The organism is Catenulispora sp. EB89 (genome assembly GCF_041261445.1).
GTDB lineage: Bacteria > Actinomycetota > Actinomycetes > Streptomycetales > Catenulisporaceae > Catenulispora.
In genome coordinates this window covers 283,149-307,714 of record NZ_JBGCCU010000002.1, presented here as the reverse complement: position 1 = coordinate 307,714, position 24,566 = coordinate 283,149, and the positions used below count along the sequence as shown (strand labels likewise).

The following is a 24,566-nucleotide window of genomic DNA, read 5'->3' as shown; positions in this document are numbered from 1 at the left end:
GGCTGGAAGGGGCTTTTTTCAGCGCACGGGCTCGCCGAGAAAAGCTTCCTCCCACGTTGTCGAGGCCAGCTCACAGAAGCGCACGGTCCGCTTCCGGGAACGCCACAGGACCATCGGATCGGGCAGGTCCGGCAGCGCGGCGGTGTCCTTGTCGGGCAGGGCCAGCAGGTGCCGCGCCATCGCCGCCTCCTCGCGGGGCATCCGTTGCAGGCCCACGAGATCGGCGTCGCGCAGATAACCGGCGGTGCGCGGATCGAAGTAGGGGAGCAGGGTGACGATCGCCGTCCACGGCCCGCGCGGCACCGTCGCGTACGGCGGCCGGGCGCCGCAGTCGCGCAGGACGAGCAGCGGGTTGGCCATGCTCGGCGCGGGCCATCCGGGATTGCCGACCGGGCGTCCGACCGGTTGCACGGCCAGGCGCGCCGCGTCGAGGCCGGAGTGCAGGAGAACCGGGTCCCACTCGTCTTGGCGAGCGGTCTCGACGATCACCCGGGCTCCGACCGCGGCACAGCGGAGAGCCAGTATCTGGGCCAGGTGCAGGCTGCCGACGACCGCGGCGCTCAGGGTCGTGCGGCGGAAGAGGCCGAGGGTCACCGGGCGGTGTGCCGGGTCGACGCCGATCAGGACGCCGCCGGGGGCCGCTGTGGCTGCGTCGGGGGCTTGGTCGGTGTCCTCATTGAGGCGTTCGTGTGTCTCGACCAGGTCGCTGCGGAAGCCGGGTTGGTAGTCGTCGTCGGCGAGGGTGATGGTGCGGTAGCCGGCGAGGGCCAGCTTCGCCGACGCGGTGCGGGCGGCTTTGTCGAGCGTGCGTTGCGCTCCGGTGATGCCGCCGCCGCGCGCCAGGATGGGTCCGGCGGCGCGCGCGGCCAGCGCGTGGCGGTGGCTGCCGGGCAGCTCCAGGCGGAACGCGAGCCAGGTCAGGCATGCGGCCGGGATCGGCTCGGTGCCGAGGCGGCGGGCGACGTCGTGGTTGAGGGTCTGGTACGACGCGCCGGCCTGTGAGCGCTCGGGAAGCCCGGCGCCGGTCGGCTGGACGTGCTGGACCAGGCGGACGTCGGCCAGTCCGAGCAGCGGGTCGGCGCGCAGGCCGGTCAGGATGTGCGAGGGGATCGGGGCGGGCGGGTCGGCCGAGGGCAGGACGGCGTCCAGGGGCTCGATTTCCAGGACCGCGCTGACGTGGTCGGGGACCGGGGTCCTGGCGCCCTTGTCCCGACCTTTGTCCAGGTCTTGATCTTCCTGCTTTGCGATGCCCGCGCGGCCCAGCCTCAACGCCACCGCGGTCGGGTCGGCGGCCGCGGTGACCGGCTGCTTTCGGCGCGTCCGCAGGCGCCAGGCGGCGGCCAGGCCACCCGCCGCGGCGACTTCGGCGGCCAGCGCCAGACCCATGCCTGCGAAGGTCCGCATGAGGACGTATCGTACGGGGAATGGCGACGCGAAAGGAGCAGCTGACCGCCGCCGAGTTCTCGCGGCGCCGGGTCATCGGGGCGCTGTTGCGGCCGGGTGCGGGCGGGGTCGGCGAGGGGGTGCCGCGGCCGTTCCGGACGTTGTTCGTCGCGGCGATCGTGGTCGTGGTCGCGCTGGGGACGGCGGGCGTCGTCGGGTATCTGCATCCGCGGGCGAAGGTCGCGTGGCAGAAGGACCTGATCGCTGACGGGACCGGCACGCAGTACGTGATGCTCGACGGCCGGCTGCATCCGGTGCTGAACTCCACCTCGGCGCAGCTGATGCTGGGCCCGCAGCCCAAGGTCTCGCAGCCGAAGCCGTCGCAGCTGGCGCCGTACCTGCAGCACGTCGGGCCGGCGGTCGGGCTGCCGAAGGTGCCGAGCTCCCCGCCGGCCGTCGCGAACCTGGACCTGAAGGACTGGACGGCCTGCGTGACCCCGGCCGGCAAGGCGGCGGTCGAGATCGGCTTCCCGGTCGGCGGCCCGACCGCCCCGGGCGTGTTGTCGGACCCCGAAGCGCTGCTGGTCCAGGACGAGTCCGGCGAGCAGTGGGTGATCGAGGACGGCCTGAAGTACCGGGTCGGCGACCGGGCGTCGGTCGCGGCGGCCTTCGGCACCTCCTCGGTGAAGCCGCGGCGGGTCCCGTCGGCCTGGCTCGGCGGCCTGTCGGCGGGCGACGTCCTGGGCGTCCCGACCGTCTCCGGCCGCTACGGCGGCCCCGACCCGCGCCCCGCACCCCCGAACTTCAACCGGATCGGCATGTTCGGCCGGACCCTCGGCCCCGGCGGCGCGGTGTCGGCGTACTACCTGGTGACCGGCGACGGCATCGCGGCGGTGACGCCGACGATGTACGACCTCTACCGGCGCGATCCGCGGCTGGCGGAGTACAAGTTCACCGAGACGACGCTGACCGCGGACAAGGTGACGCCGGACATGCTGGTGACGACGGCGGCCTCGCAGACACTGTCCTGGCCGGCCGTCCCGCCGCACTTCTCGACGGCCTCGCAGAGCGCCGCCGGCGCCGCCGCGGTCCTGTGCGCGACCTTCTCCGGGGTCTTCGACCAACAGGGGCGTGCGCACATGGCGGTGGCGGTGCGGCCGTCGCTGCCGGAGTCCCTGGGGACCGGGGGCGAGATGGTGGTGGTGCGGTCCGGGCACGGGACGATCGTGCGCGAGTCCGGCAGCGACCCCGCGACGGCGCCCGACTACCTGGTGACCGACACCGGCCTGCGCTACGAGCTGGTCGGCGTGGCGGCGCAGCGGCTGGGGTACGACGGGATCGCCTCGTCGGAGGTGCCGTCGGAGTGGCTGCGGCTGGTGCCGCTGGGGCCGCCGCTGGACCCGGTCAAGGCCGGCCAGCCCGCCGAACCGGCACCCTGACTTACCCCTTCTGCTCCTTCTTTCGCTTCTCCCCGAACGGGTTGTCGATCCCTGCGACACCGAGTACCTTGTGACGCATGGAACCTGGCGGTGCAGCGAAGGCGGTGAGCCAGATGCGGCGGGGCGTCCTCGAGTTCTGCGTCATGGCCCTGCTCCGCGACGGCGAACGCTACGGCGTGGAACTCCTGCGCGAACTCGGCGAAGTCGACGCCCTGGTCACCAGCGAAGGCACGATCTACCCCCTGCTGTCCCGCCTCCGCAAAGACCACCTGGTCGAAACCGCCTGGCAGGAATCGCCCACCGGCCCACCCCGCCGCTACTACCGCCTGACCCCCGACGGCGTGAAGGCCCTGGACGAGTTCACCGCCGAGTGGAGCCGCTTCCGCGACGGCGTCGAGTACTTCCTTTCCCAAGACGGGAGCGTGGGGGAATGAGCACGGCCACAGACGAACTGATCACCGCCTACCTGACCGACCTGGAACGCGAGGCGTCCCGCCTCCCCTGGCACGCCCGCACCGAGCTGCTGGAGGACGTGCGCAGCCACATCGAGGTGGCACTCGCCGAGCTGCGGGAGGCGGCGCGCGGGGGCGGGGCGGGGGATGTCGGCGACGGTGAATCCGACGGCGGCGTCGCTGGGTTGAGCGCTGGCTCGGGCACCGGCGCTTTTGGTCCGGGTGCCAGCGGGTCCGGCGGCGATGCCGCGTCTTCCGACGACGTGGCTGGCTCGCTGGCTGGCGATGTCATCGGCGCCGCCGATCCGAGCACCGGCTCGGCTGATGTGGCTCCCAACGGCGCTGCTGGGTCGGCCGGGGCTGCCACGCCTTCCCTCTCACCCGCCGACGAGCTCACCCAAGTCCGCGCGATCCTCGCCGCTCTCGGCGACCCCAGCGAAATCGTCGCCGCCGCCCTCGCCGACTATCCGCCGCCCCTGCCCCCGGCGCCCGGGTATCCCGCGCCCGCGCCGCAACCAGTGCTCCAAGGGCCGCCCTACCCCCTCGGCACCCTCGACGTCTGCGCAGTCACCCTCCTTCTCCTCGGCGGCTTCCTCGCGGGCATCGGCTGGTTCATCGGCGCCGTCCTCCTCTGGACCTCCCCGCGCTGGTCCCGCCTCGAGAAGCTGATCGGCACCCTCATCCTCCCCGGCGGCATCGCCGGTGGCCTCCTCGCCTTCGCCGCCACGGACGACTCCGGCTCCTACACCAACTGCGACGGCCTGGGTCACTGCGTCACCACCCATACCGGCTGGAACCCACCCGGCTGGCTGGCCGCGACCACCGTCGTCCTGATCCTCGCCGCCCCGGCCGCGACCGCCGTGTACCTCGTCAACCGCGCGCACCTCCGCCCCGGACCCGCGGCGTCCCGCGTATCGCTGGCCATCATCGCCGGCGTCGGTGCCGCCGGACTGCTGGCACTCACGGGCCTCCTCGTCGCGACCAGCACGATCAGCGCAGGCGGCGGCCACGCGTCTCCCGCTCCCGCCGTCGGCGGCGGTCCGGCACCCGAGTCCGGGTACGTCATCCCCGTCTCCTCGCCGGCCCAGCCGTCGTCGAGCGCCTCAGCCCCCTGATCCCGCGCCGTGAGACGGAACAGCCCGACACGGCCTCGGCCGTGTCGGGCTGAACTGCGTTCTAGCCCGCCGCAGGACCGGCCCGACTGCCTTCCAGCACGTCCGTGCCTACGCCACCGGCGTCCTCGTCCTCATCCCACCGCGGCTCCGGCACCAAAGCGGTCTGCACCAGCACCGTCCCACCCCGCCGCCGCACCAACTGCCCCCGCCCCACCGGCTGCCGACTCGGCCGCGCGGCTCCCACCAGCGGCCCCTCATCCCGGTCGCCGGACAACAACAGCCCTGCCGTGGTCAAATCCCGCAGCTTCTGCAGCACCGGATCGAACATCGCCCGACCAGCCCCGCCACTCTGCCGCGCGATCACCACATGCAACCCGACATCCCGCGCGTACGGCAGCAACTCCACCAGCGGCGCCAACGGATTCGCCGTCGGAGACGCCACCAGGTCGTAGTCGTCGACGAACACGTACACGTCCTTCCCCGTCCGCCAACTTCGCGTCCGCAGCTGCTCCGCCGTCACCTCCGGCCCCGGCAACCGGTCCCGCAACGCCTCCGCCAACTGCGACATCATCGACTGCGCCGCAGGCCCGGCGACGGCGTACCCGGCGCTGAACTCCTCCGGTACCACCCCCATCAGGCTCCTGCGGTAGTCGATGACCATGAACCGCGCCTCCAGCCGCCCCGCCGCGACCTCCTCGACCAACCCGGTGGCCAGCAGCCGAAGGAAGTTCGACTTCCCAGCCTCGCCCTCGCCGAACACCACGAAATGCGGCTCAGCCTCGAAATCCAGCGCCACCGGCAGCAGTCGAGCCTCCTCGATCCCGATCACCACCGTCGCGCCGGGCCGCGTGCCCGGTCGCCGATGCGAGACCAGCTCGCCATAAGCGACCTGCGACGGCAACATCCGTACCCGCGGCGCCGGCGGGCCCTGCCAGGCCCTCGCGATCGCCGACGCCAACTCCTCCGGCGGCTCGTCCGTCACCGCCCCGAGCGTGTGCAGCTTCTGACGCGTCACGCCTCGCCCCGGCACGCCCTGCGGCACTTCGGCCGCGGCCCGCCGGTCCATCTCGGACTCCATCGGATCGCCGAGACGTAGCTCCAGCCGGGTCCCGACGGCGTCCTTCAGCTGCGCCCGCACATCCGCCCACCGGCCGGTGGACGCCAGCAGGTGCACGCCGAATCCGAGCCCTCGCCGTGCGATGTCCACGACGTCCTGCTCCAACGCCTCGAACTCGTCCCGGAACGCCGACCAGCCGTCGATGACCAGGAACACATGTCCTTGGTCCACCCCGGCCGCCGCCGTTCCGCCCGCCGCCGTCCCGCCTGCGGCCTCCCGCCGGTCGAGCACCCCGATCGCCTCGGCGACCATCCGCCGCACCAGATCGGGATTCGCCCGGCCCGCGATCGCCGAGACGTGCGGCATCCTGCCGAGCGGCGCGAGTGTCCCGCCTCCGAGGTCCACGACCAGGAAGCGCGCCTCGGCCGGCGTGTGCGTCAGCGCGAGCGCGAACAGCAGCGTCCGCAGCGTCGTCGACTTCCCCGACCTCGGCCCGCCGGCCACCAGCACGTGCCCGCCGGCGCCGGACAGGTCCAGCACCTGCGGATCCTGCCGCTGCTCGGCCGGCCGGTCGACGATGCCGACCGGCACCCGCAGCTGACCGTTCGCCCGCCAGCGCGTTGCCGAGAGCCCCCGGTCCGCGGTGACCATGATGCCGGGCAGCAACTCGTCCACGGTCGGCGACTCGGCCAACGGCGGCAGCCACACCTGGTGCGCCGCCGGGCCGAAGCCGGTCAGCCGGTCGATGATCACGTCGAGCACGGTCACGGACGACTTCTGATATTCGGCGACCGCCTCTTGTGCGGCTGCCGCTGTATCGCTCGGGTCCGGTTCGGCCACGTCGGTACGCAACGCGACGACCGGCGCCTGGTGCAGCGCGGTGAACCAGACCGGCCGCCGGTGGAGCGGGCTGCGTGCCGCCGGGACCGCGAGGGCCTTGTCCTTGCCGTAAGGCCCTGACACATACGCGGCCTTGAAGCGGGTCATCGTCTCGTTGTCGAACTTCAGATATCCGGAGCCGGGCACGCTGGGCAGGCTGTGGGCGTCGGATACGCCCAGCACGGCCCGCGACTCGGCGGCCGAGAACGTCTTCAACCCCAGCCGGTAGGACAGGAACGTGTCCAGTCCGCGCAGCCGTCCCTCCTCCAATCGTTGTGAGGCCAACAAGAGATGGACGCCGAGCGATCGCCCGATGCGGCCGATCTGCAGGAACATCTCGATGAACTCCGGCCGCGCGGTCAGCAGCTCGGAGAACTCGTCGACGACCACCAGCAGCGAGGGCAGTGCCACCAGATCCGCGGTGCCCGCGCGTGCCTTCTCGTAGTCGTGCACGTTCTTCACGTTCCCGGCGCGCTTCAGCAACTCCTGGCGGCGGTTCAGCTCGCCGGTCAGCGCATCATGCATCCGGTCCACGAGCGTCAGGTCGTCCGCGAGGTTGGTGATCACCGCTGCCACATGCGGCAGGGTTGCCAACCCGGCGAACGTCGCCCCGCCCTTGAAGTCGGCCAGGATGAAGTTCACCTGCTCGCTCGAGTGCGTCAGGGCCAAAGCCGCGACCAGGCTTCGCAGGAGCTCGGACTTTCCCGAGCCGGTCGCTCCCACGCACAAGCCATGCGGGCCCATGCCGCCGAGCGCGGCTTCCTTCAGGTCCAGCACGACAGGCTGGCCGTCCTCGCCGACTCCGATCGGCACGCGCAGCCGGTCGTGCGGCGAGGCTGAGCCACGCTGCCACAAGCTCGGCGCATAGATCTCGGCCGCGTCCTCGATCCCGAGCAGGTCGGTGAAGTCCAGCGCCGACAACAGCGGCTCGTCTCCGCCTCCCGCCGACAATCGCAACGGCGCCAGTTGGCGGGCCAGAGCTTCGGCCTGCGCCAGAGACAGGGTGTCGATCCGGATCGGGAAGGCGCGGTCGTCGGAACCGGACCGGCCGTCCGGAATCTCGACCGTCGCGGTCCGGTCGTTCGCGATGTGCAGTCCCATCCGGTGCCGCTTCGGGCGCGCGCCAGCTGGCTCGGCGTCGATCTCCACCATCGTCACGCCGAGCAGGCCGGCGTCGGAGATCAGCGGCGCGGACGGCCCGGTCGATGCCGTCGGCGAGCCGGCTCCCATCGAAGAGGACGTGGAAGCAGAGGTATACGAGTCCGATGATGCTGCCGACGCGGTGTCGAAGATGACGATCACGTGCGGCCGGTCGATCAGCGAGACGATCGGCGTGAACCGTGGCCGCTCGGCCAGCAGTTCCTCGAGTCCCGCCTCGGCGTCCGTCCTGTCGTCGTAGATCATCCGCTGCGGCCCGGCGGCGTCCAGCGCGCTCGGGTGCTCGACATGCGGGAGCCACTTCAACCAGTCCCAGTGCTGGATCCGGTCGCTGTCCGCGACCACGCAGATCTTGAGGTCGTCGGGGGAGTGGAACGTCACGAGCTGCGCCAGCAGCGCGCACACCGCCGACGCGCCCGGCGCACCGCTGACCGCGAGGCGCGCGATCGACCGGAGCGGGATCGCCACCGGCTGATCGGGCAGCGTCCCGTGGACGGCGAGCAGGCGCCGCAACGCGTCCGCGCACATCGGCTCCAGCTCCTGCATCGGAGCGGTCTCCGGCGGCACCAGGTGCGTCGCGAGCTGTGCGGCGCCCCGACCGATCCGTACCGTCAGGAAGTCGGGGTCGGACTGCCGTCGTTCCCAGAGTCGTTCGCGCAGCGCGACCAGGCTCCACAACGTGTCCGGGTCCGGATTCGCATAGCGCGTCGCCACTTTCTGGGCCCGCGCCGCAGCGGTCACCTCGGAGCGGACATTCGCGAGATGCCTCAGGTAGTCGCGGCGCGCGTCGACGAGCCTGCCCTTGCCCCCGCTTCGCTGCCGAACCGCCGTCACCGCTCCGAACACCAGGCTGGAGGCGAACGTCAGACCCCCGACGATCATCATGAGGGCATTGGCACCCGGCACGAAGAAGAACACGACCGAACCCAGGCCGGCCACCATCGGCAGCAGGTTCAGCGCCCAGTGTCCATCCCCGCCACCGCGCGGCACCTCCGGCGGCGGGTGCAGGACCACGGTGCCGCTCGGCATTTCCGGCGCCGGGCGACGCGGTCCGCGTTTGACAGAGGTCGTGCTCATTCGTGAAGGGTATTCGCAGTGACCGGCTGGCTACCATTACGGCATGACTGCAGGTTCCGGGGTCGCCGGCCGACCCAGCGTGACCGGCGGCCACTGCCGTGTCACCGTCGTCGCGCCCACCCGCCGCGTCGACGTGGCCCTGCCGGAGGACGTCCCGGTCGCCGAGCTGCTTCCGGAACTCCTCCGGCTCGTGGGCGACCCGCTTCCGACCCCGAGCGCCGTCGCGGCGGCCCTGACCGGCTACGTCCTGACCGGCGCCGACGGCGAGGCGCTGGACACCGCGGCGTCCCTGACCGAACAAGGCGTGCTCCACGGCGGCGTCCTCCGCCTGCACCCGATCGGCGATGTCCCGGAGGCCGCGGTCCACGACGACATCGCGGACGTCGTCGCCGAAGCGGTCATCGCCGGCGGCTCGCAGTGGAGCACGACCGCCCTGCGCGCGACGGCCCTGGCGGTGGTCGCCGTCGCCTCGACGCTCGGCGCGGTGGTGCTCTGGTTCTCCAACACCGGGACATTCCACGACTGGAAGGGCTTGATCGCGGGCGCGATCGCCCTCCTGTTGCTCGGGATGGCGATCTGGCGGGCACGGTACGACCCGTCCGCCGTCGGTCGCGGGAGCTACTACGGGTACGGAGACACTGCGGGATCGGCCGCCGCTCCCCGGCCTCCGCACGGTTTCCGCGGCGGGCCCCGAGGATTCGGCGGCCGAGGCCGACTGCGCGACAGACACGATCGAGTGAATCATCGCGACGCCGATCCGGGTCACGCGCCGACGTCGAGCTTCGGTCCACCACGTGGCGACATCGAGTCTCGCCACACTCCGAAGCCACGCTCCGGCACCTACTACGACCAGCCCCAAGGCGCCGGCCACGGCTACCCGGGCGACGATCCGGACTCTGACGTCACCGACACGACCACCAGCTTCGACCTCGCGTCCTTCGCCTCCGAGGGGCCGGACACCCGCCGCACCGCGACCCGCACCGTCAGCGCCGCCACCGCGACCCGGGCCGCGAACAGCGTCCGCGACGGCGGCCTCGGCAGCCTCGCGGCCTGGCCCACCGTTGCCGAAGCCATGGCCTGGGCGACCGGCGCGCAGCAGCAGCGCGACTACACCGCGGCGGCCGTCCTGTCGGCGGCGTCGCTGCCCTATGCCTTCATCGCCGGCACGGGGCTGCTCCCGACCAACCTCGCCGCCGGACACGGCCTGGGCCGCGTCCATTTCACGGCCGGTGCTGCTGCCGTCCTCGTCGTGGCACTCGTCGCGATCATCGGTCTCGGCCGCCGGATCGCGGTGCCGGTGGCAGGCGCGGCGGTGGGATTGGTCGCCACCTGCGCCGGCGTCGGCTTGCTGCTGACCAAGGCCAGCCCGGCGGCCGGAATCGCGATCGTCGCCGCGGTCTGCGCGTTGGCCGTCGAGCTCCTGCCGTTCGCCGCCATGGCCGCCGCCCGATTCGTCATCGAACCGCCGACCAGCGGCGTCGAACCCGGCGACTTCGAGGGCTCGCCGGTCAACAACTATGTGGTCGGCCTGCGTGTGGCCCGCACCCTCGACGTGCTGACCGGCCTCACCGCGGGAGTCGGCACGCTGCTCGTGCTCTGCGTCGCGCTCCTCGTCGTCCCGATCGACGCCATGCAGACCGCTCCGGCCGGCCCGCACACCGTGTGGGAGCAGGCGCTCGCCATCCTGGTCTCCGGCGTCATGCTCTGCCGCGCCCGCCTGTTCCGGGAGCGCGCCCAGGTCCTCGCCGTGGCCATCAGCGGCCTGACCGGCCTGGTGATCGCCTTCGGCGCGATGGCCCGGAACGCCGAACCGAACCTCCGGGCGGTCTGGCTCGCGCCGCTCCTGGTGGTGGTCGCGCTCCTGGCCCTCGGCCTGGCCTCGATCCGTCCCCGTCGCGGTACCTCCGAGCCGATCATGCCGCCGCGCTGGGCCCGCGCCGTCGACGCGGTCGAGAGCGTCATCTTCCTCGCGGTGCTGCCGGTGCTGATGGCCGTGCTCGGCGTGTACGGCCAGGTGCGCAACCTGAAGGGCTGACTGCCACACCCGCTGGATGACCCCGGTCATCGCACCTCACCCCCGACGTGCTCCGGCGCGCCGCCTTCCGACCCCTCGGGCCGCCACGGACTCGGCCCCGGATACCAGGCAGGCGTATCGGCGTACCAGGGAGTGCGCGGCTGCTCGAAGCGTCGCTTCTCGTTGCTCGCCCTGATCTCTGCCTCCTGCCACCCGTGCTGGCGCTGCCAGAGTTCGTCGTGCAGCTCGCGATGATGCCGGCGGCACAACAGGCGCATCTGGTCGACGTCGGTGTGACCGCCCGCGGCCCACGGGACGTCGTGGTGCGCGTCGCACTCCCGCGGCGGCCGCTGGCACCCCGGCGCCGTACAACCCCCATCGCGCACGGCCATGGCCTCGTACTGGGCCCGCGTCGCGAGCCGTCGCTTGCGCCCCTGCCACAGGACCTCGCCGTCGCCATCCACCAGCACGGCTCGCAGCGCGGCCTCACACCGCAACATGTGCGCCTCCGCCGCAGGCACGGCCCTCCCACGTCCCGTCCGCGCAGCCGGCGCCCCCGGCAGGGCCTGAGCGGTGTCAGCGCGCATGACGATGGTCATCGTCGTCGGGCCGTTGTGCCGCTGCGGCAGCTCTCCGGCCCGAAGCCGATCCTCGGCCAGCTGCACGAGCGCATCAGCCCGCGCCCTGCCGAGCTCGTCACTCCCGTCGGCCGGCTCGTCCGCATCCTTCGAGCGCTGGTCAGAGAGTGCATCCAACGCCGTCAGCAACGCATCGCCACCCGTAGTCGAAAGCCACCCACCAGGCACATATCCGTCGAGCACCGGAGTCATATGAAACCCCCGTTTGGCCTCAGCGGCCCGCGCCCGGTTGAGCACAGTCGTCGGCGCCACACGATGAGCAGCATCCTCCGCATGTTCCCGCAGACTCTCGGCCCCCTCCGCCATCGCCCTGGCGATCAGCGCCTTACGAACCTCGCCGACAACCTCATCCGGCTGATGCACCATCGCGGCAAGCGCCTCGGCAATAATCCGAGCCTGCGGCGCCGAGATGTCCCCGGTCCGCAACGCCTCCTCCGTCGGCGGATCCTTCCGCAAAGCCCTGACCGTAGCGATCAGCCGCCCCGCATCACCCCGCGTCCACCCCAGATCAACGATCAGGGCCTTCCGCGCAGCATCAGTGGCGCGCCACGACAACTCCTCCCGCGTGGTCTCCGGCGTCTGCACCGGATCACCCCGGTCATGCCACGTCCGCACACACCGCACAAGCACCCCATCAGCGGCGCGCGAAACCTGCTCCGCAGCCCGAGCGACCGCAAGGCTCCCAGCAGTGTCATAAGCGAGCGGATCAAGCGCGGCAAGGCAGGCCGTCGCATCAGTGAGCTGGCTCAGCGGGTCGACCATCGTCGTGTCCCTTCGACGTGTTCCCCGCACGCCTGTTCTGACACGATCTACGGTATCTGATGGAAGTGGTCTACGGCGGGCAAATCACCCAGATCGCATTATTCGTATAATCAGCACAAGCCTTACCGAATGCCAGCCCGCAGACATGATCCCCACGCCGACCCACTCAGCCCCGCCGCACCCTCCACCACACCCCCAAGAAGATCAGACAAACACCCGCCGCACCCCCACCAACAACCAACCACCCCCACCCACCACCAGCCCCCCGCGCAGCCACCGCAGCCGGCCCCCCAACCACCGGCGGCTCCGCAAGCCGAACGGCCGCCAACACATCCAGAATCCCCGCGCCATACCGGTCGTCCCGAACGGCCCCCCGCATAGCCGCAGGCTTGTCGGCCGTACTCTCCAAAGCCGCCACCACCTGCACGGCAGTCCACCGAGGATGCGCACTCCGCACCAAAGCAGCCGCAGCGGAAACATAGGCGGTAGCCTCCGACGTCCCATCGGAATACCCCACCCGCCCCTGATTGTCATCCCGCAAGATATGAACCCCGGGCGCCACCAAAGCCACGTCAGCCCCACTATTCGACTGACTCCACACCGCCCCGGAACTGTCAATCGCCCCCACCCCAACCACCCCAGGCCATGCCGCAGGGTAATACTGCTGCGAGCTGCCATCGTTCCCCACGGCCGCGACAACGACGACATCATGGTCGAGCGCATCCTGAACAGCGCGATGAATATCAGGATCGTCATGCTCATATCCTAAAGCCAAATTGATAACGCGCGCTTTTTGAGCGACAGCAAAATTAATTCCAGGGGCAACGCCAAAAATTAGTCCATTGTCGGACCCGTCTGTGGCTCGCACTGGAAGAATGCTCGAGTCTGGGGCTAGTCCGAGAGTTTTCATGCCAGATCCGCCAATAATAGTGGCTTCGCCAGTGCCGTGTCCGTAGCCGTCTCTATCGAGATGGCCGCTGCCGGCATTAATGCCGCTCGGATCGGAAAAGTCTGCGCCGCGAAGTAGGTTACTGGAGACATCGACGTTCATTTGAACGCCAGTGTCTACTACTGCTACTTCGATTCCTGACCCACGTGTAACTCCCCAGACCTTGTCGGCCTGCAGGTAGCGAAGAGCCCACTGGTTATCGATTGATGCGCTAGCAAGGCTGGCTGGCACTAAAGGCAAGATAATAGCTAAAGATGCTCGAACCAATCGGGACTGATGACGCCGTCCGCTGGCGCCGCCGCTGTGTCGGGAAGCCATGCGCTCTTTCGTTCTTTGAGGTATGCGGGACGAGGATTTCGCTCTTCGCGTGCGCGGTGTAAGGATCCTGGGCTGCTATAAGGAGGGATTATTTCGGCGTTTTCGCTGTTGGTTCCGTCGAGTTGAAGTTCGTGCGTAGCTTGGGGAGGGGTGGAAGAAGAGCTATCGCTTGTTGGCTCTGCTGCGCGGCTCGGCTGGTCGCTCGAGACTACCTGCCGCGAATTTCGAACGCTCGCGGTGTTGCGATGGCCATTATCGACGATGACCGCTTGGGCTTCTTGGCTGAAGGCCTTTTTGGTGGTCGAAGAGAGATGGGCCCGATAGTGCTGTATCGGACTTTCTTCGACGTCGAGAAATGCATCGCTGATGATGCCGGGGGCCTCGTGCTTGATGCTTTGCTTAGCTCTAGATGTTTCGGGCGTAGCGGGGGAATCGGTTGATGTAAAGGTGGTATCGGCGGAAGCCTGTTCGAGTGTGTTGCGGGTGGCAGTTCTCTGAAGCGTAGACTCGAAGGTTGAAGGGTCCGCTGATTTGGGCTCGGGGGGTCGGATGCTGAGCGATTCTGCCGGTATCGACGGTCGATTTGTGATCGGCGTAGCGGCGTGGTCGCTTATATCATTTTTTGGTGGCAGGTGTGGAGTCCCGTCGAGCCGTGAGCCCTTGATTGGCGGTGCCGTGATTTGATAGTCGGCATCTTGGGGTGGTGTCGAATGCGGCGAGGGCGGGTTCGATTCCCGCGCTGGGGTGAAGTTCTCGCCAAATTTGAAGGAAATATTTGAAAGTTGTCCGCGGGTTTCTACGTACTGGGCGGCGATGCCATTGACGACTTGGACTGCCTGCTCGTGCGCAGCCTGGTAGCTGGCGTCCTGCCGTGCAGCTTCGAGTGCTTCGAAGGGTGTCTTGGGGCGCTGCACCACATCGGTGATGCCGGGTTCTGGAACCTCCGGCACGTTCATCATCTGATGCTGTTGTTCTGCGACGACTCGGGCGCATCGGCCGACGGCGGTGGCTGCGCCCATTGCGCTGTCGTGAAACTCTCGCGCCTCCGCAGCGGCGCGTCCCAGCGTGGCCGCTGCCTGCTCCGCGGCAGGCCCTTTCCACCAGTTGGGCAGGTCGGCCTGGGCGTGGGTCAGGAGATCCGCTACCTCGCCGACGCGCTCGGCTAGTGCGCGGAAGGACTGCGGCATTGCCTGCATCGTTCCGACCTGGGGTGACGATGCCAGGCTGCGTAGTTCGTCGAGGGTGAAGCCGTTGTAGGCGAACTGACCTTCGCTCACGGCGTCCCTCCACCCGCGTCAGCCGCGACCTCACCTCCACCGACGGCGCGCTCGAACGCCCCGCCTCCGATCCCGCCGCCAGCCGTGCTCGCGGTGCCCGCGCCGACACCCGCGCCCGCGCCCGCGCCGGCACCCGTGCCCGCGCCCCCGCCAGGACTCGCGCTCCCGCCCTCAGCCACCCGCAAAATGGCAGCCGCGACCGCCTCATCGGCTGCGCTGTACCTCTCGCGCGTCTGGTCGGCGTATGTCGTCATGGCGGTGACCGTTTCGTGGATGCGGTGGTACCAGGCCTCCAGGCGGCGGACTACGTCTGCGTGGGTGTCGCCTAGGGGGCTGGCTTCGTTCAGCAGTCCATATACATATGTGGCGCTGTCGTCTTTCTCCACGCGCCACGCCGCGGGGCCTGTGTGGAGTGTGGGGTCGATGGTGGGCCAGTGGTGGGCGTGGGTTGCGCCCAGGGTGGTTTCCAGGTCCGCGAGGGCTTTGCGGAGGGCTGACAGGTGGTCCATGCAGATGCGGAAGGTGTGGGTGGTGCTGCTCATGGGGTGTGGGGCCTCCCCGGGGTGTGGCGGTGGGGCGGGTGCGGGGGTGGTACCGTTGGCAGTCGGCCGCGAGTTGGTGTGGTTCCCTGTGGAGACGACCAGGGGCGCTCAGCGACCACAATCTTACGAGGAGTCACAGGTGTCCCTGGACGCAGCTACGAAGAAGAAGATCGTTGAGGACTACGGGACCGGGCCGAGCGACACGGGCTCCCCGGAGGTGCAGATCGCTCTGCTCACGTACCGGATCAACGAGCTCACTGAGCACCTGAAGTTCCACAAGCACGACCACCACAGTCGGCGGGGGCTGCTGCTGCTTGTCGGGCAGCGGCGGCGGCTGCAGGGGTACCTGCAGAAGACCGACATTGTGCGTTACCGTGCGCTGATCGAGAAGCTGGGGCTGCGCCGCTAGTCGGTTCCCAGCCACATGCTGTGAGCAGGAGCGGTCCGTTCGTCACGGACCGCTCCTGTCGTGTACCCGCTGTGTGCCGGGCCGGACCAAGCTGGCGACTTTTCCGGTTAGAGTGGGTAGCGGAAAAGTTCAATACGTTTTAGGGAACTGAAGAGGCACTGCGCGACGTGGCTCGCGTCGAAGTGGCCGGTTGGGCGCCGATCTTCGGTAGTGGCCCTCGGGATGTAACGCACCCGGGGGCTTCGATCGAAGACCGGGCCGCCACACGGCGGCGTGGGCCCACGACAAACGCGTCCTCTTCAGTCCGCCGCATACGAACTGAGGAGTACCTCTTGTCCGAGGGTGTTTTCACCACTGAGGCTTTGATCGACAACGGCCCGTTCGGCCAGCGCACCGTGCGCTTCGAGACGGGCCGGCTGGCCCGTCAGGCTGCCGGGTCCGTCGTCGCGTATCTGGACGAGGAGACGATGGTCCTTTCGGCGACCACCGCTTCGAAGTCCCCCAAGGACTCTCTCGACTTCTTCCCGCTGACGGTGGATGTCGAGGAGCGCATGTACGCCGTGGGGCGTATCCCCGGCTCGTTCTTCCGGCGTGAGGGCCGGCCCAGTGAGGACGCGATCCTCACCTGCCGGCTCATCGACCGGCCGCTGCGTCCTTCCTTCGCGAAGGGGCTGCGCAACGAGGTGCAGGTCGTGGCGACCATCATGGCGCTGAACCCGGACCACCTCTACGACGTCGTGGCGATCAACGCCGCTTCCGCCTCCACGCAGCTGGCGGGCCTGCCGTTCTCCGGTCCGATCGGCGGCGTGCGCGTCGCCCTGATCCAGGACCGCTGGGTCGCCTTCCCGACCCACACCGAGCTCGCCGACGCCGTGTTCGACATGGTCGTGGCCGGCCGGGTGCTCGACGACGGCGACGTCGCGATCATGATGGTCGAGGCCGAGGCCACCAGCGAGACCGTGGCCCTGGTCGCCGGCGGCTCCACCGCCCCGACCGAGGAGGTCGTCGCCGACGGCCTGGAGGCCGCCAAGCCGTTCATCAAGGCGCTGTGCGTGGCCCAGCAGGAGCTGGCCGCGCAGGCCGCCAAGGAGACCGCGGAGTTCCCGCGCTTCCTGGACTACCAGGACGACGTCCTGGAGGCGGTGACCGCGACCGCCAAGAACGAGCTGGCCAACGCGCTGACCATCGCCGGCAAGCAGGAGCGCGAGGAGGAGCTGGACCGCGTCAAGGCGCTGGTCGTGGAGAAGCTCGCGCAGCAGTTCGAGGGGCGCGAGAAGGAGATCGGCGGCGCGTTCCGCGCGCTGACCAAGAAGCTGGTCCGCGAGCGCATCATCCGCGACCAGGTCCGCATCGACGGCCGCGGGGTGCGGGACATCCGTCCGCTGTCCGCCGAGGTCGAGGTCGTGCCCCGGGTCCACGGCTCGGCGCTGTTCGAGCGCGGCGAGACCCAGATCCTGGGCATCACCACGCTGAACATGCTCCGGATGGAGCAGCAGCTGGACACGCTGAACCCCGAGACGCGCAAGCGCTACATGCACAACTACAACTTCCCGCCGTACTCCACCGGTGAGACCGGCCGCGTGGGCTCGCCCAAGCGCCGTGAGATCGGCCACGGCGCCCTCGCCGAGCGTGCGCTCGTTCCGGTCCTGCCGGCCCGCGAGGACTTCCCCTACGCGATCCGCCAGGTGTCCGAGGCGCTGAGCTCCAACGGCTCGACCTCGATGGGCTCGGTCTGCGCCTCGACCATGTCGTTGCTGAACGCCGGTGTGCCGCTGAAGGCCCCGGTCGCCGGCATCGCGATGGGTCTGGTCTCGGCTGAGATCGACGGCAAGACGGAGTACGTGGCGCTGACCGACATCCTCGGTGCCGAGGACGCCTACGGCGACATGGACTTCAAGGTCGCCGGCACCAAGGACTTCGTCACCGCGCTGCAGCTGGACACCAAGCTGGACGGCATCCCGGCCTCGGTCCTGGCCGCCGCCCTGAAGCAGGCCAAGGACGCCCGCCTGCACATCCTGGACGTCATGATGGAAGCCATCGACGTCCCGGACGAGATGAGCGAGTTCGCTCCGCGCATCATCTCGGTGAAGATCCCGGTGGACAAGATCGGCGAGGTCATCGGCCCGAAGGGCAAGATGATCAACCAGATCCAGGAGGACACCGGCGCGGAGATCACGATCGAGGACGACGGCACCATCTACATCGGCGCCGCCAACGGCTCGGCCGCCGAGGCCGCGCGGACCACGATCAACCAGATCGCCAACCCGACGATGCCGGAGGTCGGCGAGCGCTACCTGGGGACCGTGGTGAAGACCACGACCTTCGGCGCGTTCGTCTCCCTGATGCCCGGCCGCGACGGCCTGCTGCACGTCTCCCAGCTGAAGAAGCTGGCCGGCGGCAAGCGGGTGGAGAACGTCGAGGACGTGATCAAGGTCGGCGACAAGGTGCAGGTGGAGATCGCCGAGATCGACTCCCGCGGCAAGCTCTCGCTGATCCCGGTCCTGCCGGACGCCGAGGGCTCCGAGGCCAAGGCCGAGGCCAAGGCGGAGTAACAGCCTTGTACCCGGTCGAGACCCTGATCGCCGGGCAGAACGGCAACGGCACAGTGCGCCGTACCGTTCTGCCCGGCGGTTTGCGCGTGGTCACCGAGACCATGCCATCTGTTCGGTCCGTGACGTTCGGCATCTGGACCGGCATCGGCTCGCGCGACGAGCACGCCGACGAGTCCGGCGCCACGCACTACCTGGAGCACCTGCTCTTCAAGGGCACGGCGAAGCGGTCGGCGCTGGAGATCTCGGCGGCCCTGGACGCGGTCGGCGGCGAGATGAACGCCTTCACCGCCAAGGAGTACACGTGCTACTACGCACGCGTGCTCGACACCGACCTGCCGCTGGCCATCGACGTGATCTGCGACCTGGTCACCTCAGCGCTCATCCGTCCGGACGACGTCGCCTCCGAGCGCAACGTCATCCTGGAGGAGATGGCGATGACGGAGGACGAGCCCGCCGACCAGATCCACGACGAGTTCGCCTTCGCCCTGCTCGGCGACTCGCCGCTGGGCCGGCCGATCCTCGGCTCGGTCGACTCGGTCAACGCCCTGACCAGGGACGCGATCGCCGAGTACTACCACTCCCACTACACCGACGACCACCTGGTGGTCTCGGCGGCCGGCAACCTCGACCACGACGTCGTGGTGGCGCTGGTGGACGCGGCGTTCGCGCAGGCCCGCGGTGACCGGGACGCCGACCGTCAGCCGGTCGTCCCGCGCATCGGCGGCGACTGCGGCACCGCGCACTCCGGCCTGCGCCTGGTCTCCAAGGCGACCGAGCAGACGCACGTCGTGCTCGGCGTGCCGGGCGTGGCCCGCAACGACCGCCGCCGCTACCCGCTGGGCATCCTGTCCACCATCCTCGGGGGCGGCATGTCCTCGCGGCTGTTCCAGGAGGTCCGCGAGAAGCGCGGTCTGGCCTATTCGGTCTACAGCTTCTCCACGCACCACGCCGACTGCGGCATGTTCGGCGTCTACGCCGGCTGCCAGCCGGAGAACTTCACCGAGGTGCTGAAGATCTGCCGCGACGAGGTGGCCAAGGTCGCCGACAGCGGCGTCACCGAGGAGGAGCTGCGCCGCGGCATCGGCCAGGTGCGCGGCTCCACGGTGCTCTCGCTGGAGGACACCGGCTCGCAGATGACCCGGATCGGCAAGAACGAACTCGTCTACGGCGAGCACCTCACCATCGAGGAGCTGCTGGAGCGGGTGGAGTCGGTGACTTTGGAGGACGTCAAGGAGGTCGCCGAGGAGTTCCTGCGGCGTCCCCAGGCGATCGCCGTCATCGGCGACTACGAGGACGCTTCATCGTTCGAAGGGGCCCTGGGATGACCAGTGTGACGCAGGCTCTGGGCCAGTCGGTGGTGAAGGTCGCGGTGTTCGGGGCGGCCGGCCGGATGGGGCAGGCCGTCTGCCGCGCCGTGCTGGACGCGCCGGGCCTGGACCTGGTCGCCCAGATCGACGCCGACGACGACCCGCAGCGCGCGGTCGAGGCCGGCGCCGAGGTCGCGGTCGACTTCACGCACCCCGGCGTGACCGTGCAGAACATCGAGTTCTGCGTCCGCAACGGGATCAACGTGGTGGTCGGCACCTCCGGCTTCGACGAGGCCCGCCAGGACCAGGTCCGCGCGCTGCTGCACGGCACCGACGTGCGGGTTCTGGTCGCCCCGAACTTCTCCATCGGCGCCGTGCTGATGATGCGGTTCGCGGCGACGGCGGCGCCGTACTTCGAGAGCGTGGAGATCGTCGAGCTGCACCACCCGGACAAGGTCGACGCGCCCTCGGGCACCGCCACCCGCACCGCGGAGCTGGTCGCCGAGGCCCGCGCCGCGGCCGGGAGCGCGCCGATGCCCGATGCCACGAAGACCGGTCTGGACGGTGCGCGCGGCGCGGTGGTCGAGAGCATCCCCGTGCACTCGGTCCGGCTGCGCGGCCTGATCGCGCACCAGGAAGTGCTGCTCGGCAGCGTCGGCGAGACGCTGACGATCCGCCACGACTCGCTGGACCGCGCCTCGTTCATGCCCGGCGTGGTGCTGGCCTGCAAGAAGACCGGGACGCTCCCGGCCGGCCTGACCGTCGGCCTGGACGCGTTGCTGGACATCTGAACGCGATAGAACACTGCGAACCCCGATAGGCACCGTTTCTCCTCATGCGCAACCGCACCACGGCCCTGATCCTGGTCGTCATCCTGTGCTTCTACCTGCTGCTGGCCGTCCAGCGCGGGGTGTGGCTGATGGCGACCGGCAAGCCGGTGCTCGTGGTGTTCGGGCTCGGCGTGCTGATGCTGCCGGTGGTGGGGGCCTGGTTCGTGGTCACCGAGGTGCGGATGGGCAATGCCTCCTCGCGCCTCGGGACCCGGCTGGAGGCCGAGGGCCTGTGGCCGACCGAGGAGATCCCGCGCCGGCCCTCGGGGCGGCCGGATCTGAAGGCCGCCGACGAGATCTTCGAGAAGCGCAAGGCAGAGGTCGAGGCCGATCCGGAGGATTGGCGCGGGTGGTACCGGTTGTCGCTGGCTTACAACGACGCCCGGGACCGGTCGCGTGCGCGCAAGGCGCTGCGCAGGGCTATCGAACTGGACCGCCAGCAGGCCTGAGCGGGCTATCCGTTCGGGGATACGGCCTGCTTCTGCTGATCGGCGCGGCGTGAGCCCATCGTTCCGTGGAGTTCGCGGGCTTGCGCGGGGCTGAGGACCGCGGGGGTCTGCGGCGGCGCGGATCTGTAGTGCTGGCGCAGAACCTTGCCGGTTACCGGGGCGACCGGTGAGATGACCGTGATACCGATGCGCGGCACCTTTGCGATGCGCGTCCCTATACGGATGAATGGCTGCGCTATACGTATGCCGAGGTCTATAAGCCGCCACTGGTGGAACCCGCCTGTACGGCGCATCCATTTCGGCAGCGAGTGAATGCTCAGGATCGCGGTGAAGCGGGACGCGGCCCAGATCCGGAAGCCGACCTTCTTGAGCGGCGGGTAGAGCAGGTAGTGCATTCCGCGGTGCGCACGCTCTGAAGAGCTCAACTGCGGACGCACTTTCTCGAAGTACGCCTTGACCTCTTCGCGGTTGCGCGGAACGTCGGCGGGGTCGCAGGTCTGGAGCTCGGCGGCGATGCGGCACTCGGCCCAGTAGCGGTCCTCGTCGGCCTTGGACAAGCGGCCGGGGCCATAGAGCTCGTAACACTTCAGAACACTGTGCCATCCCGTTAGGTGGATCCACAGTTGGGACTCTGGGTTGTTGGCGCTATAGCGTTTCCCGGTAATGGGTTCGACACCGGTGGCTTTGGCGTGGACACGCATGAGGAATTCCGAGGCTTGAACCACTGTGCGGCTGTCGCCGACGGCCACTGTGAGGAAGTAGGCGAGGGTCTGGTCGAGGCGGCCGTGCGGGTCCTCGTAGATGCCGCCGCTGTCGGCGACCGCCGCGGCCAGCGGAGGGTCGAAGTGCTCGAGCACGACGGCGCGCTGGAACCCGATCAGCGAGGTCGGCGACGTCCAGACCCGCCAGCTCACCGAGTCCGGGCCGAAGAAGCCGTTGTCGAGGCTGCGTAGCGGTCCGCGGTCGGGGGAGACGGGGACTTCCTCGGCGGTGGGGTGGGGCATCTTGTGTGCCTCCTCTACAGTGGGAGCCGGAATTACTACCGGCGCGTAGCAATATGCTACGCGGGAGTAGCTTTGTAAAGGGGCCGGTGGTGGCGGAGAACGGACGGCGGCGGCGCGAGTACGCGCCGCGGGTACCGATCGAGCAGCGTCGCAGGGAGTTGCTGGACGCGGCGCTGCGGATCGTCGTCCGGGACGGGCACGCGGCGGTGACTATGGAAGCGGTGGCAGCGGGCGCGGGGGTCACCAAGCCCGTGGTCTACGGGGTGTTCCCGAACCGGGAGGCGCTGCTGGGGGAGTTGCTGCAGCGGGAGCAGGGGGCCGCGCTGGAGCAGTTGGTGGAGTTGCTGCCGGGGCTGCGCAAAGGTCTCAAGGACGGAGCGCATCCCGCGGACGTCCTGGCCGACGCGCTCGACGGGTTCCTGGCCGCGGTCCGGGCGGCGCCGGAGCGGTGGTCCTGCATCGTGCTGCCGATGGCCGACATGCCCCCGCAGTTCAACGCGGCGCGCGAGGAGACGCGGGGGCTGGTGCTGGCCTCGGCGCAGGAGTTGGGGCGGTGGATCACGCGGACGTTCGACGCGCCGGCCGATCTGGACCCGGAGTTGATCGCGCACACGGTGGTGACGCTCGCGGAGATGGCGGCTCGGCTGGTGCTGACCGATCCGGGGCGGTACGAGCCGGCGCGGTTTGTGAAGGGGTTGCGCGCGGCTGTGGGGTTGGTTCGCTAGATCTCCGCCAGCGTCGACGGCCACCGTCGGTCCCGCCAGTCCTGCAGGAAGTCCTCGACCCGCGCCGCGACGGCGTCGCGCTGGGTCAGCAGGAAGAACATGTGGCCGCCGCGGAAGAACTCGATCTCGGAGTCGCGGATGCCGACGCGGGTGGCGAGGGCGGCGGCGGGCTTCATGCTGCGGTCGCGGCGGGCGTGCAGGATCAGGGTGGGAGCGCTGATGGCGGGGAGGCGGTCGGTGCCGTCGTAGGTGGTGCTGGCGGTGAGTTGGTGGTGGTGCGCGTAGTGCGGTTGGCGTTGGGTCTCTCCCTCCGCGCGCAGGAGGTGCAGGCGTTTCGCGAGGCCCAGGATCCGGGCCGGGAGCGACATGCGTAATCGGCCGGTTCCGGTGGCGGCTGTGGAGATCAGGACCAGGCGGTCGATGCGGGACGGGTGTTCGGCGGCGAGTTCCATGGCGATGCGGCCGCCCATCGATACGCCGACGACGTTCGCTCGGGCTATGCCGAGGGCGTCCATGAGGCCGAGGGTGTCGTCGGCCATCATCGGGATCGAATACGGCGCGTCGGGCTTGTCGGTGCGGCCCGCGCCGCGGTTGTCGAAGGTGAGCACGCGGAAGGTGCGCGCCAGCAGGTCGGTGAAGGGTGCGAACACGGTCAGATCCACGCCGAGGCCGCCGATGAACACCAGGGGCGGGCCCTCGCCGTGGATCTCGTAGTAGACGTCGATGTCGCCGACTCGAACCGTTGGCACCCAGCCAGGATAGGCCCGTTGTGGGCCGCTGACCTGAGAAAACGGCCTCGATATGGTTTCAGATGACGGCGGTCGCCTCGACCTCGATCAGCGCCTCCGGCAGGAACAGCGACGCGACCTCGACCGTGGTGCTGGTCGGTGCGGGCAGTCCCTGGAAGTACTCGCCGCGCACGTCGCCGTACTCGCGGATGCGCGAGATGTCGGTCAGGAACGTCCGGAGGCTGACGACGTCCGCCAGGGTCGCGCCGTGCGCCGCCAGCAGCTGGACGATCAGGTCCATGACCCGGCGGGTCTGGGCGCGCAGGTCGCCGCCGCCGACGATCTTGTGGTCGTCGTCCCACGCCACCTGGCCGGCGAGCATCAGCAGGGTGCGGTCGCCGAGCGGGATCACGGCGACGTTGGAGAAGGCTTTGTGCTGCGAACTGGGGACGCCGGCGGGATTGTCGAGAGTGAAAGCGGTCATGGGGCGAAGCTATGTCCGCGAGCCGTGATACCAGAAGCGAATAGTCGGCATGAATCCCATGCCCGACTAGCATGGCTCGCCATGGACACCGCATTGCTCGAAGTCTTCCTGGAGGTCGCGCGGCGCGAGTCGTTCACCGCGGCGGCCGGTTCGCTCGGCTACACGCAGTCGGCGATATCGCGTCAGATAGCCGTGCTCGAGTCGTCGGTCGGAGGCCCGCTGTTCGACCGCCTCCCACGGGGCGTACGGCTGACGGAGGAAGGCCGGGCCTTGGTGCCGCACGCGACGGCCGTCGTAGGCCGTCTGCGGGCCGCTGTGGCCGATGTACGGGCCGTCCGGACGTTGGGCGGCGGGGGCCTCCGGATCGGCGCGATCCCGACGGCCGACATGGCCCTGATCCCGCGGGCGATCGCGAAGTTCCGGCGGGCGCATCCGGCGGTCGTCGTGACGCATACCGAAGGGCTCACCCGCGGGCTGGTCGTGGACGTCCGCGAAGGGGATCTGGACCTGGCGGTCGTCGGGACGGCGCATCCCGAGCCGGCCTTCGAGGGCGTCCATCTGCGCAAGCTGATGGACGACGCCTTGTCGGTGGCGCTGCCGCTCGGCCACCGCCTGGCGGCCCGGGACATGCTGTCGCTGGCCGATCTCGAGGGCGAGAACTGGATCGCGGGCCAGCCGCGCACGCAGGACACGCTGATCGCCGGAGTGCAGGACTCGGACTTCCGGCCGCAGATCCCTTACGTGGTCCTGGAATGGTCCGCGAAGCAGGGATTCGTGGCGGCCGGACTGGGCGTCACGCTGGTCCCGACGTTGGCGGCCGCCTCGGTGCGGTCGGACGTGGTCGTGGTAGCGCTGGATCCTCAGGAAGTGACCCCGCGGTCGGTCTTCGTCGCGACCCCCGAAGGGGTGGAGGACAGCGCGGCGGTCGCGGCGTTTCTGGAGCTCCTCAGGGTCGCCGCGCTTGATCGGTGACAGGTCCGGAATCCGCCGGTGGGGACGGGTGCGGCGGCGGACGATT

Annotated in this window: 20 protein-coding genes; 11 read left to right on the top strand and 9 right to left on the bottom strand. The window is 69.6% G+C overall.

The window, feature by feature from the left end:
* Nucleotides 1-18: 18 nt before the first annotated feature.
* Nucleotides 19-1,404, bottom strand: coding sequence for a hypothetical protein (locus ABH920_RS04930; RefSeq protein WP_370347244.1), 1,386 nt, complete (start codon nucleotides 1,402-1,404; stop codon nucleotides 19-21).
* Between the two features lie 20 nt (nucleotides 1,405-1,424).
* Between ABH920_RS04930 and eccB the strand changes: the two genes are divergently transcribed.
* From eccB to ABH920_RS04915, 3 genes are all read left to right on the top strand, one after another.
* The gene (gene eccB / locus ABH920_RS04925) at nucleotides 1,425-2,822 is read left to right on the top strand and encodes a type VII secretion protein EccB (protein ID WP_370347242.1); all 1,398 of its coding nucleotides are present in this window, start codon (nucleotides 1,425-1,427) and stop codon (nucleotides 2,820-2,822) included.
* Between the two features lie 77 nt (nucleotides 2,823-2,899).
* Nucleotides 2,900-3,256 (top strand): PadR family transcriptional regulator, encoded by a 357-nt coding sequence (locus tag ABH920_RS04920; RefSeq protein ID WP_194916875.1) that lies wholly within the window; start codon nucleotides 2,900-2,902, stop codon nucleotides 3,254-3,256.
* Complete coding sequence (locus ABH920_RS04915) at nucleotides 3,253-4,389, top strand: hypothetical protein (RefSeq protein ID WP_370347239.1); 1,137 nt, start codon at nucleotides 3,253-3,255, stop codon at nucleotides 4,387-4,389. Before ABH920_RS04920 ends, ABH920_RS04915 begins: the two co-directional genes overlap by 4 nt.
* 61 nt (nucleotides 4,390-4,450) lie before the next feature.
* Here the strand turns inward: ABH920_RS04915 and eccCa are convergent, their stop codons facing one another.
* Nucleotides 4,451-8,560, bottom strand: coding sequence for a type VII secretion protein EccCa (gene eccCa, locus ABH920_RS04910; RefSeq protein ID WP_370347237.1), 4,110 nt, complete (start codon nucleotides 8,558-8,560; stop codon nucleotides 4,451-4,453).
* Between the two features lie 43 nt (nucleotides 8,561-8,603).
* Here eccCa and ABH920_RS04905 point away from each other — a divergent pair, with 43 nt between their 5' ends.
* Nucleotides 8,604-10,595, top strand: a complete 1,992-nt coding sequence (locus tag ABH920_RS04905) for an EsaB/YukD family protein (RefSeq protein WP_370347235.1) — start codon at nucleotides 8,604-8,606, stop codon at nucleotides 10,593-10,595.
* 26 nt (nucleotides 10,596-10,621) lie between these two features.
* On the opposite strand, the gene ABH920_RS04900 is transcribed toward ABH920_RS04905, so the two are convergent.
* The 4 genes from ABH920_RS04900 to ABH920_RS04885 all read right to left on the bottom strand — a co-directional run bounded on the left by ABH920_RS04900 (nucleotide 10,622) and on the right by ABH920_RS04885 (nucleotide 15,060).
* Nucleotides 10,622-11,974, bottom strand: coding sequence for a hypothetical protein (locus ABH920_RS04900; RefSeq protein WP_370347233.1), 1,353 nt, complete (start codon nucleotides 11,972-11,974; stop codon nucleotides 10,622-10,624).
* Between the two features lie 166 nt (nucleotides 11,975-12,140).
* Nucleotides 12,141-13,241, bottom strand: coding sequence for a S8 family serine peptidase (locus ABH920_RS04895; protein ID WP_370347231.1), 1,101 nt, complete (start codon nucleotides 13,239-13,241; stop codon nucleotides 12,141-12,143).
* Nucleotides 13,172-14,518 carry a hypothetical protein gene (locus tag ABH920_RS04890; protein ID WP_370347229.1) on the bottom strand — a complete coding sequence of 449 codons (1,347 nt, stop codon included), beginning with the start codon at nucleotides 14,516-14,518 and terminating at the stop codon, nucleotides 13,172-13,174. The genes ABH920_RS04895 and ABH920_RS04890 overlap by 70 nt, the downstream gene beginning before the upstream one ends.
* Nucleotides 14,515-15,060 carry a hypothetical protein gene (locus ABH920_RS04885; RefSeq protein ID WP_370347227.1) on the bottom strand — a complete coding sequence of 182 codons (546 nt, stop codon included), beginning with the start codon at nucleotides 15,058-15,060 and terminating at the stop codon, nucleotides 14,515-14,517. Before ABH920_RS04885 ends, ABH920_RS04890 begins: the two co-directional genes overlap by 4 nt.
* Before the next feature lie 139 nt (nucleotides 15,061-15,199).
* Here ABH920_RS04885 and rpsO point away from each other — a divergent pair, with 139 nt between their 5' ends.
* From rpsO to ABH920_RS04860, 5 genes are all read left to right on the top strand, one after another.
* A complete protein-coding gene (gene rpsO / locus ABH920_RS04880; RefSeq protein ID WP_194919176.1) occupies nucleotides 15,200-15,469 on the top strand; it encodes a 30S ribosomal protein S15 in 270 nt (89 codons plus the stop codon).
* 332 nt (nucleotides 15,470-15,801) lie between these two features.
* Nucleotides 15,802-18,021 (top strand): polyribonucleotide nucleotidyltransferase, encoded by a 2,220-nt coding sequence (locus ABH920_RS04875; RefSeq protein ID WP_370347224.1) that lies wholly within the window; start codon nucleotides 15,802-15,804, stop codon nucleotides 18,019-18,021.
* A gap of 5 nt (nucleotides 18,022-18,026) precedes the next feature.
* Nucleotides 18,027-19,346 carry a M16 family metallopeptidase gene (locus ABH920_RS04870; protein WP_370347222.1) on the top strand — a complete coding sequence of 440 codons (1,320 nt, stop codon included), beginning with the start codon at nucleotides 18,027-18,029 and terminating at the stop codon, nucleotides 19,344-19,346.
* A complete protein-coding gene (dapB, locus tag ABH920_RS04865; RefSeq protein WP_370347220.1) occupies nucleotides 19,343-20,119 on the top strand; it encodes a 4-hydroxy-tetrahydrodipicolinate reductase in 777 nt (258 codons plus the stop codon). Before ABH920_RS04870 ends, dapB begins: the two co-directional genes overlap by 4 nt.
* A gap of 44 nt (nucleotides 20,120-20,163) precedes the next feature.
* On the top strand, nucleotides 20,164-20,607 hold the full coding sequence (locus tag ABH920_RS04860; RefSeq protein WP_370347218.1) for a hypothetical protein: 444 nt from the start codon (nucleotides 20,164-20,166) through the stop codon (nucleotides 20,605-20,607).
* Nucleotides 20,608-20,612: 5 nt separating this feature from the next.
* On the opposite strand, the gene ABH920_RS04855 is transcribed toward ABH920_RS04860, so the two are convergent.
* Complete coding sequence (locus tag ABH920_RS04855) at nucleotides 20,613-21,611, bottom strand: oxygenase MpaB family protein (RefSeq protein WP_370347215.1); 999 nt, start codon at nucleotides 21,609-21,611, stop codon at nucleotides 20,613-20,615.
* 89 nt (nucleotides 21,612-21,700) lie between these two features.
* On the opposite strand from ABH920_RS04855, the gene ABH920_RS04850 reads away from it, so the two are divergent.
* The gene (locus ABH920_RS04850; RefSeq protein ID WP_370347213.1) at nucleotides 21,701-22,336 is read left to right on the top strand and encodes a TetR/AcrR family transcriptional regulator; all 636 of its coding nucleotides are present in this window, start codon (nucleotides 21,701-21,703) and stop codon (nucleotides 22,334-22,336) included.
* Here the strand turns inward: ABH920_RS04850 and ABH920_RS04845 are convergent.
* Both ABH920_RS04845 and ABH920_RS04840 read right to left on the bottom strand, forming a co-directional pair.
* Nucleotides 22,333-23,085, bottom strand: a complete 753-nt coding sequence (locus tag ABH920_RS04845; protein ID WP_370347211.1) for an alpha/beta fold hydrolase — start codon at nucleotides 23,083-23,085, stop codon at nucleotides 22,333-22,335. The two genes, ABH920_RS04850 and ABH920_RS04845, sit on opposite strands and share 4 nt — an antisense overlap.
* A gap of 58 nt (nucleotides 23,086-23,143) precedes the next feature.
* Nucleotides 23,144-23,548: a RidA family protein gene (locus tag ABH920_RS04840; RefSeq protein WP_370347209.1), complete on the bottom strand. Its 405-nt coding sequence runs from the start codon at nucleotides 23,546-23,548 to the stop codon at nucleotides 23,144-23,146.
* Between the two features lie 81 nt (nucleotides 23,549-23,629).
* Between ABH920_RS04840 and ABH920_RS04835 the strand changes: the two genes are divergently transcribed.
* Nucleotides 23,630-24,520 (top strand): LysR family transcriptional regulator, encoded by an 891-nt coding sequence (locus ABH920_RS04835; RefSeq protein WP_370347207.1) that lies wholly within the window; start codon nucleotides 23,630-23,632, stop codon nucleotides 24,518-24,520.
* Nucleotides 24,521-24,566: the final 46 nt, after the last annotated feature.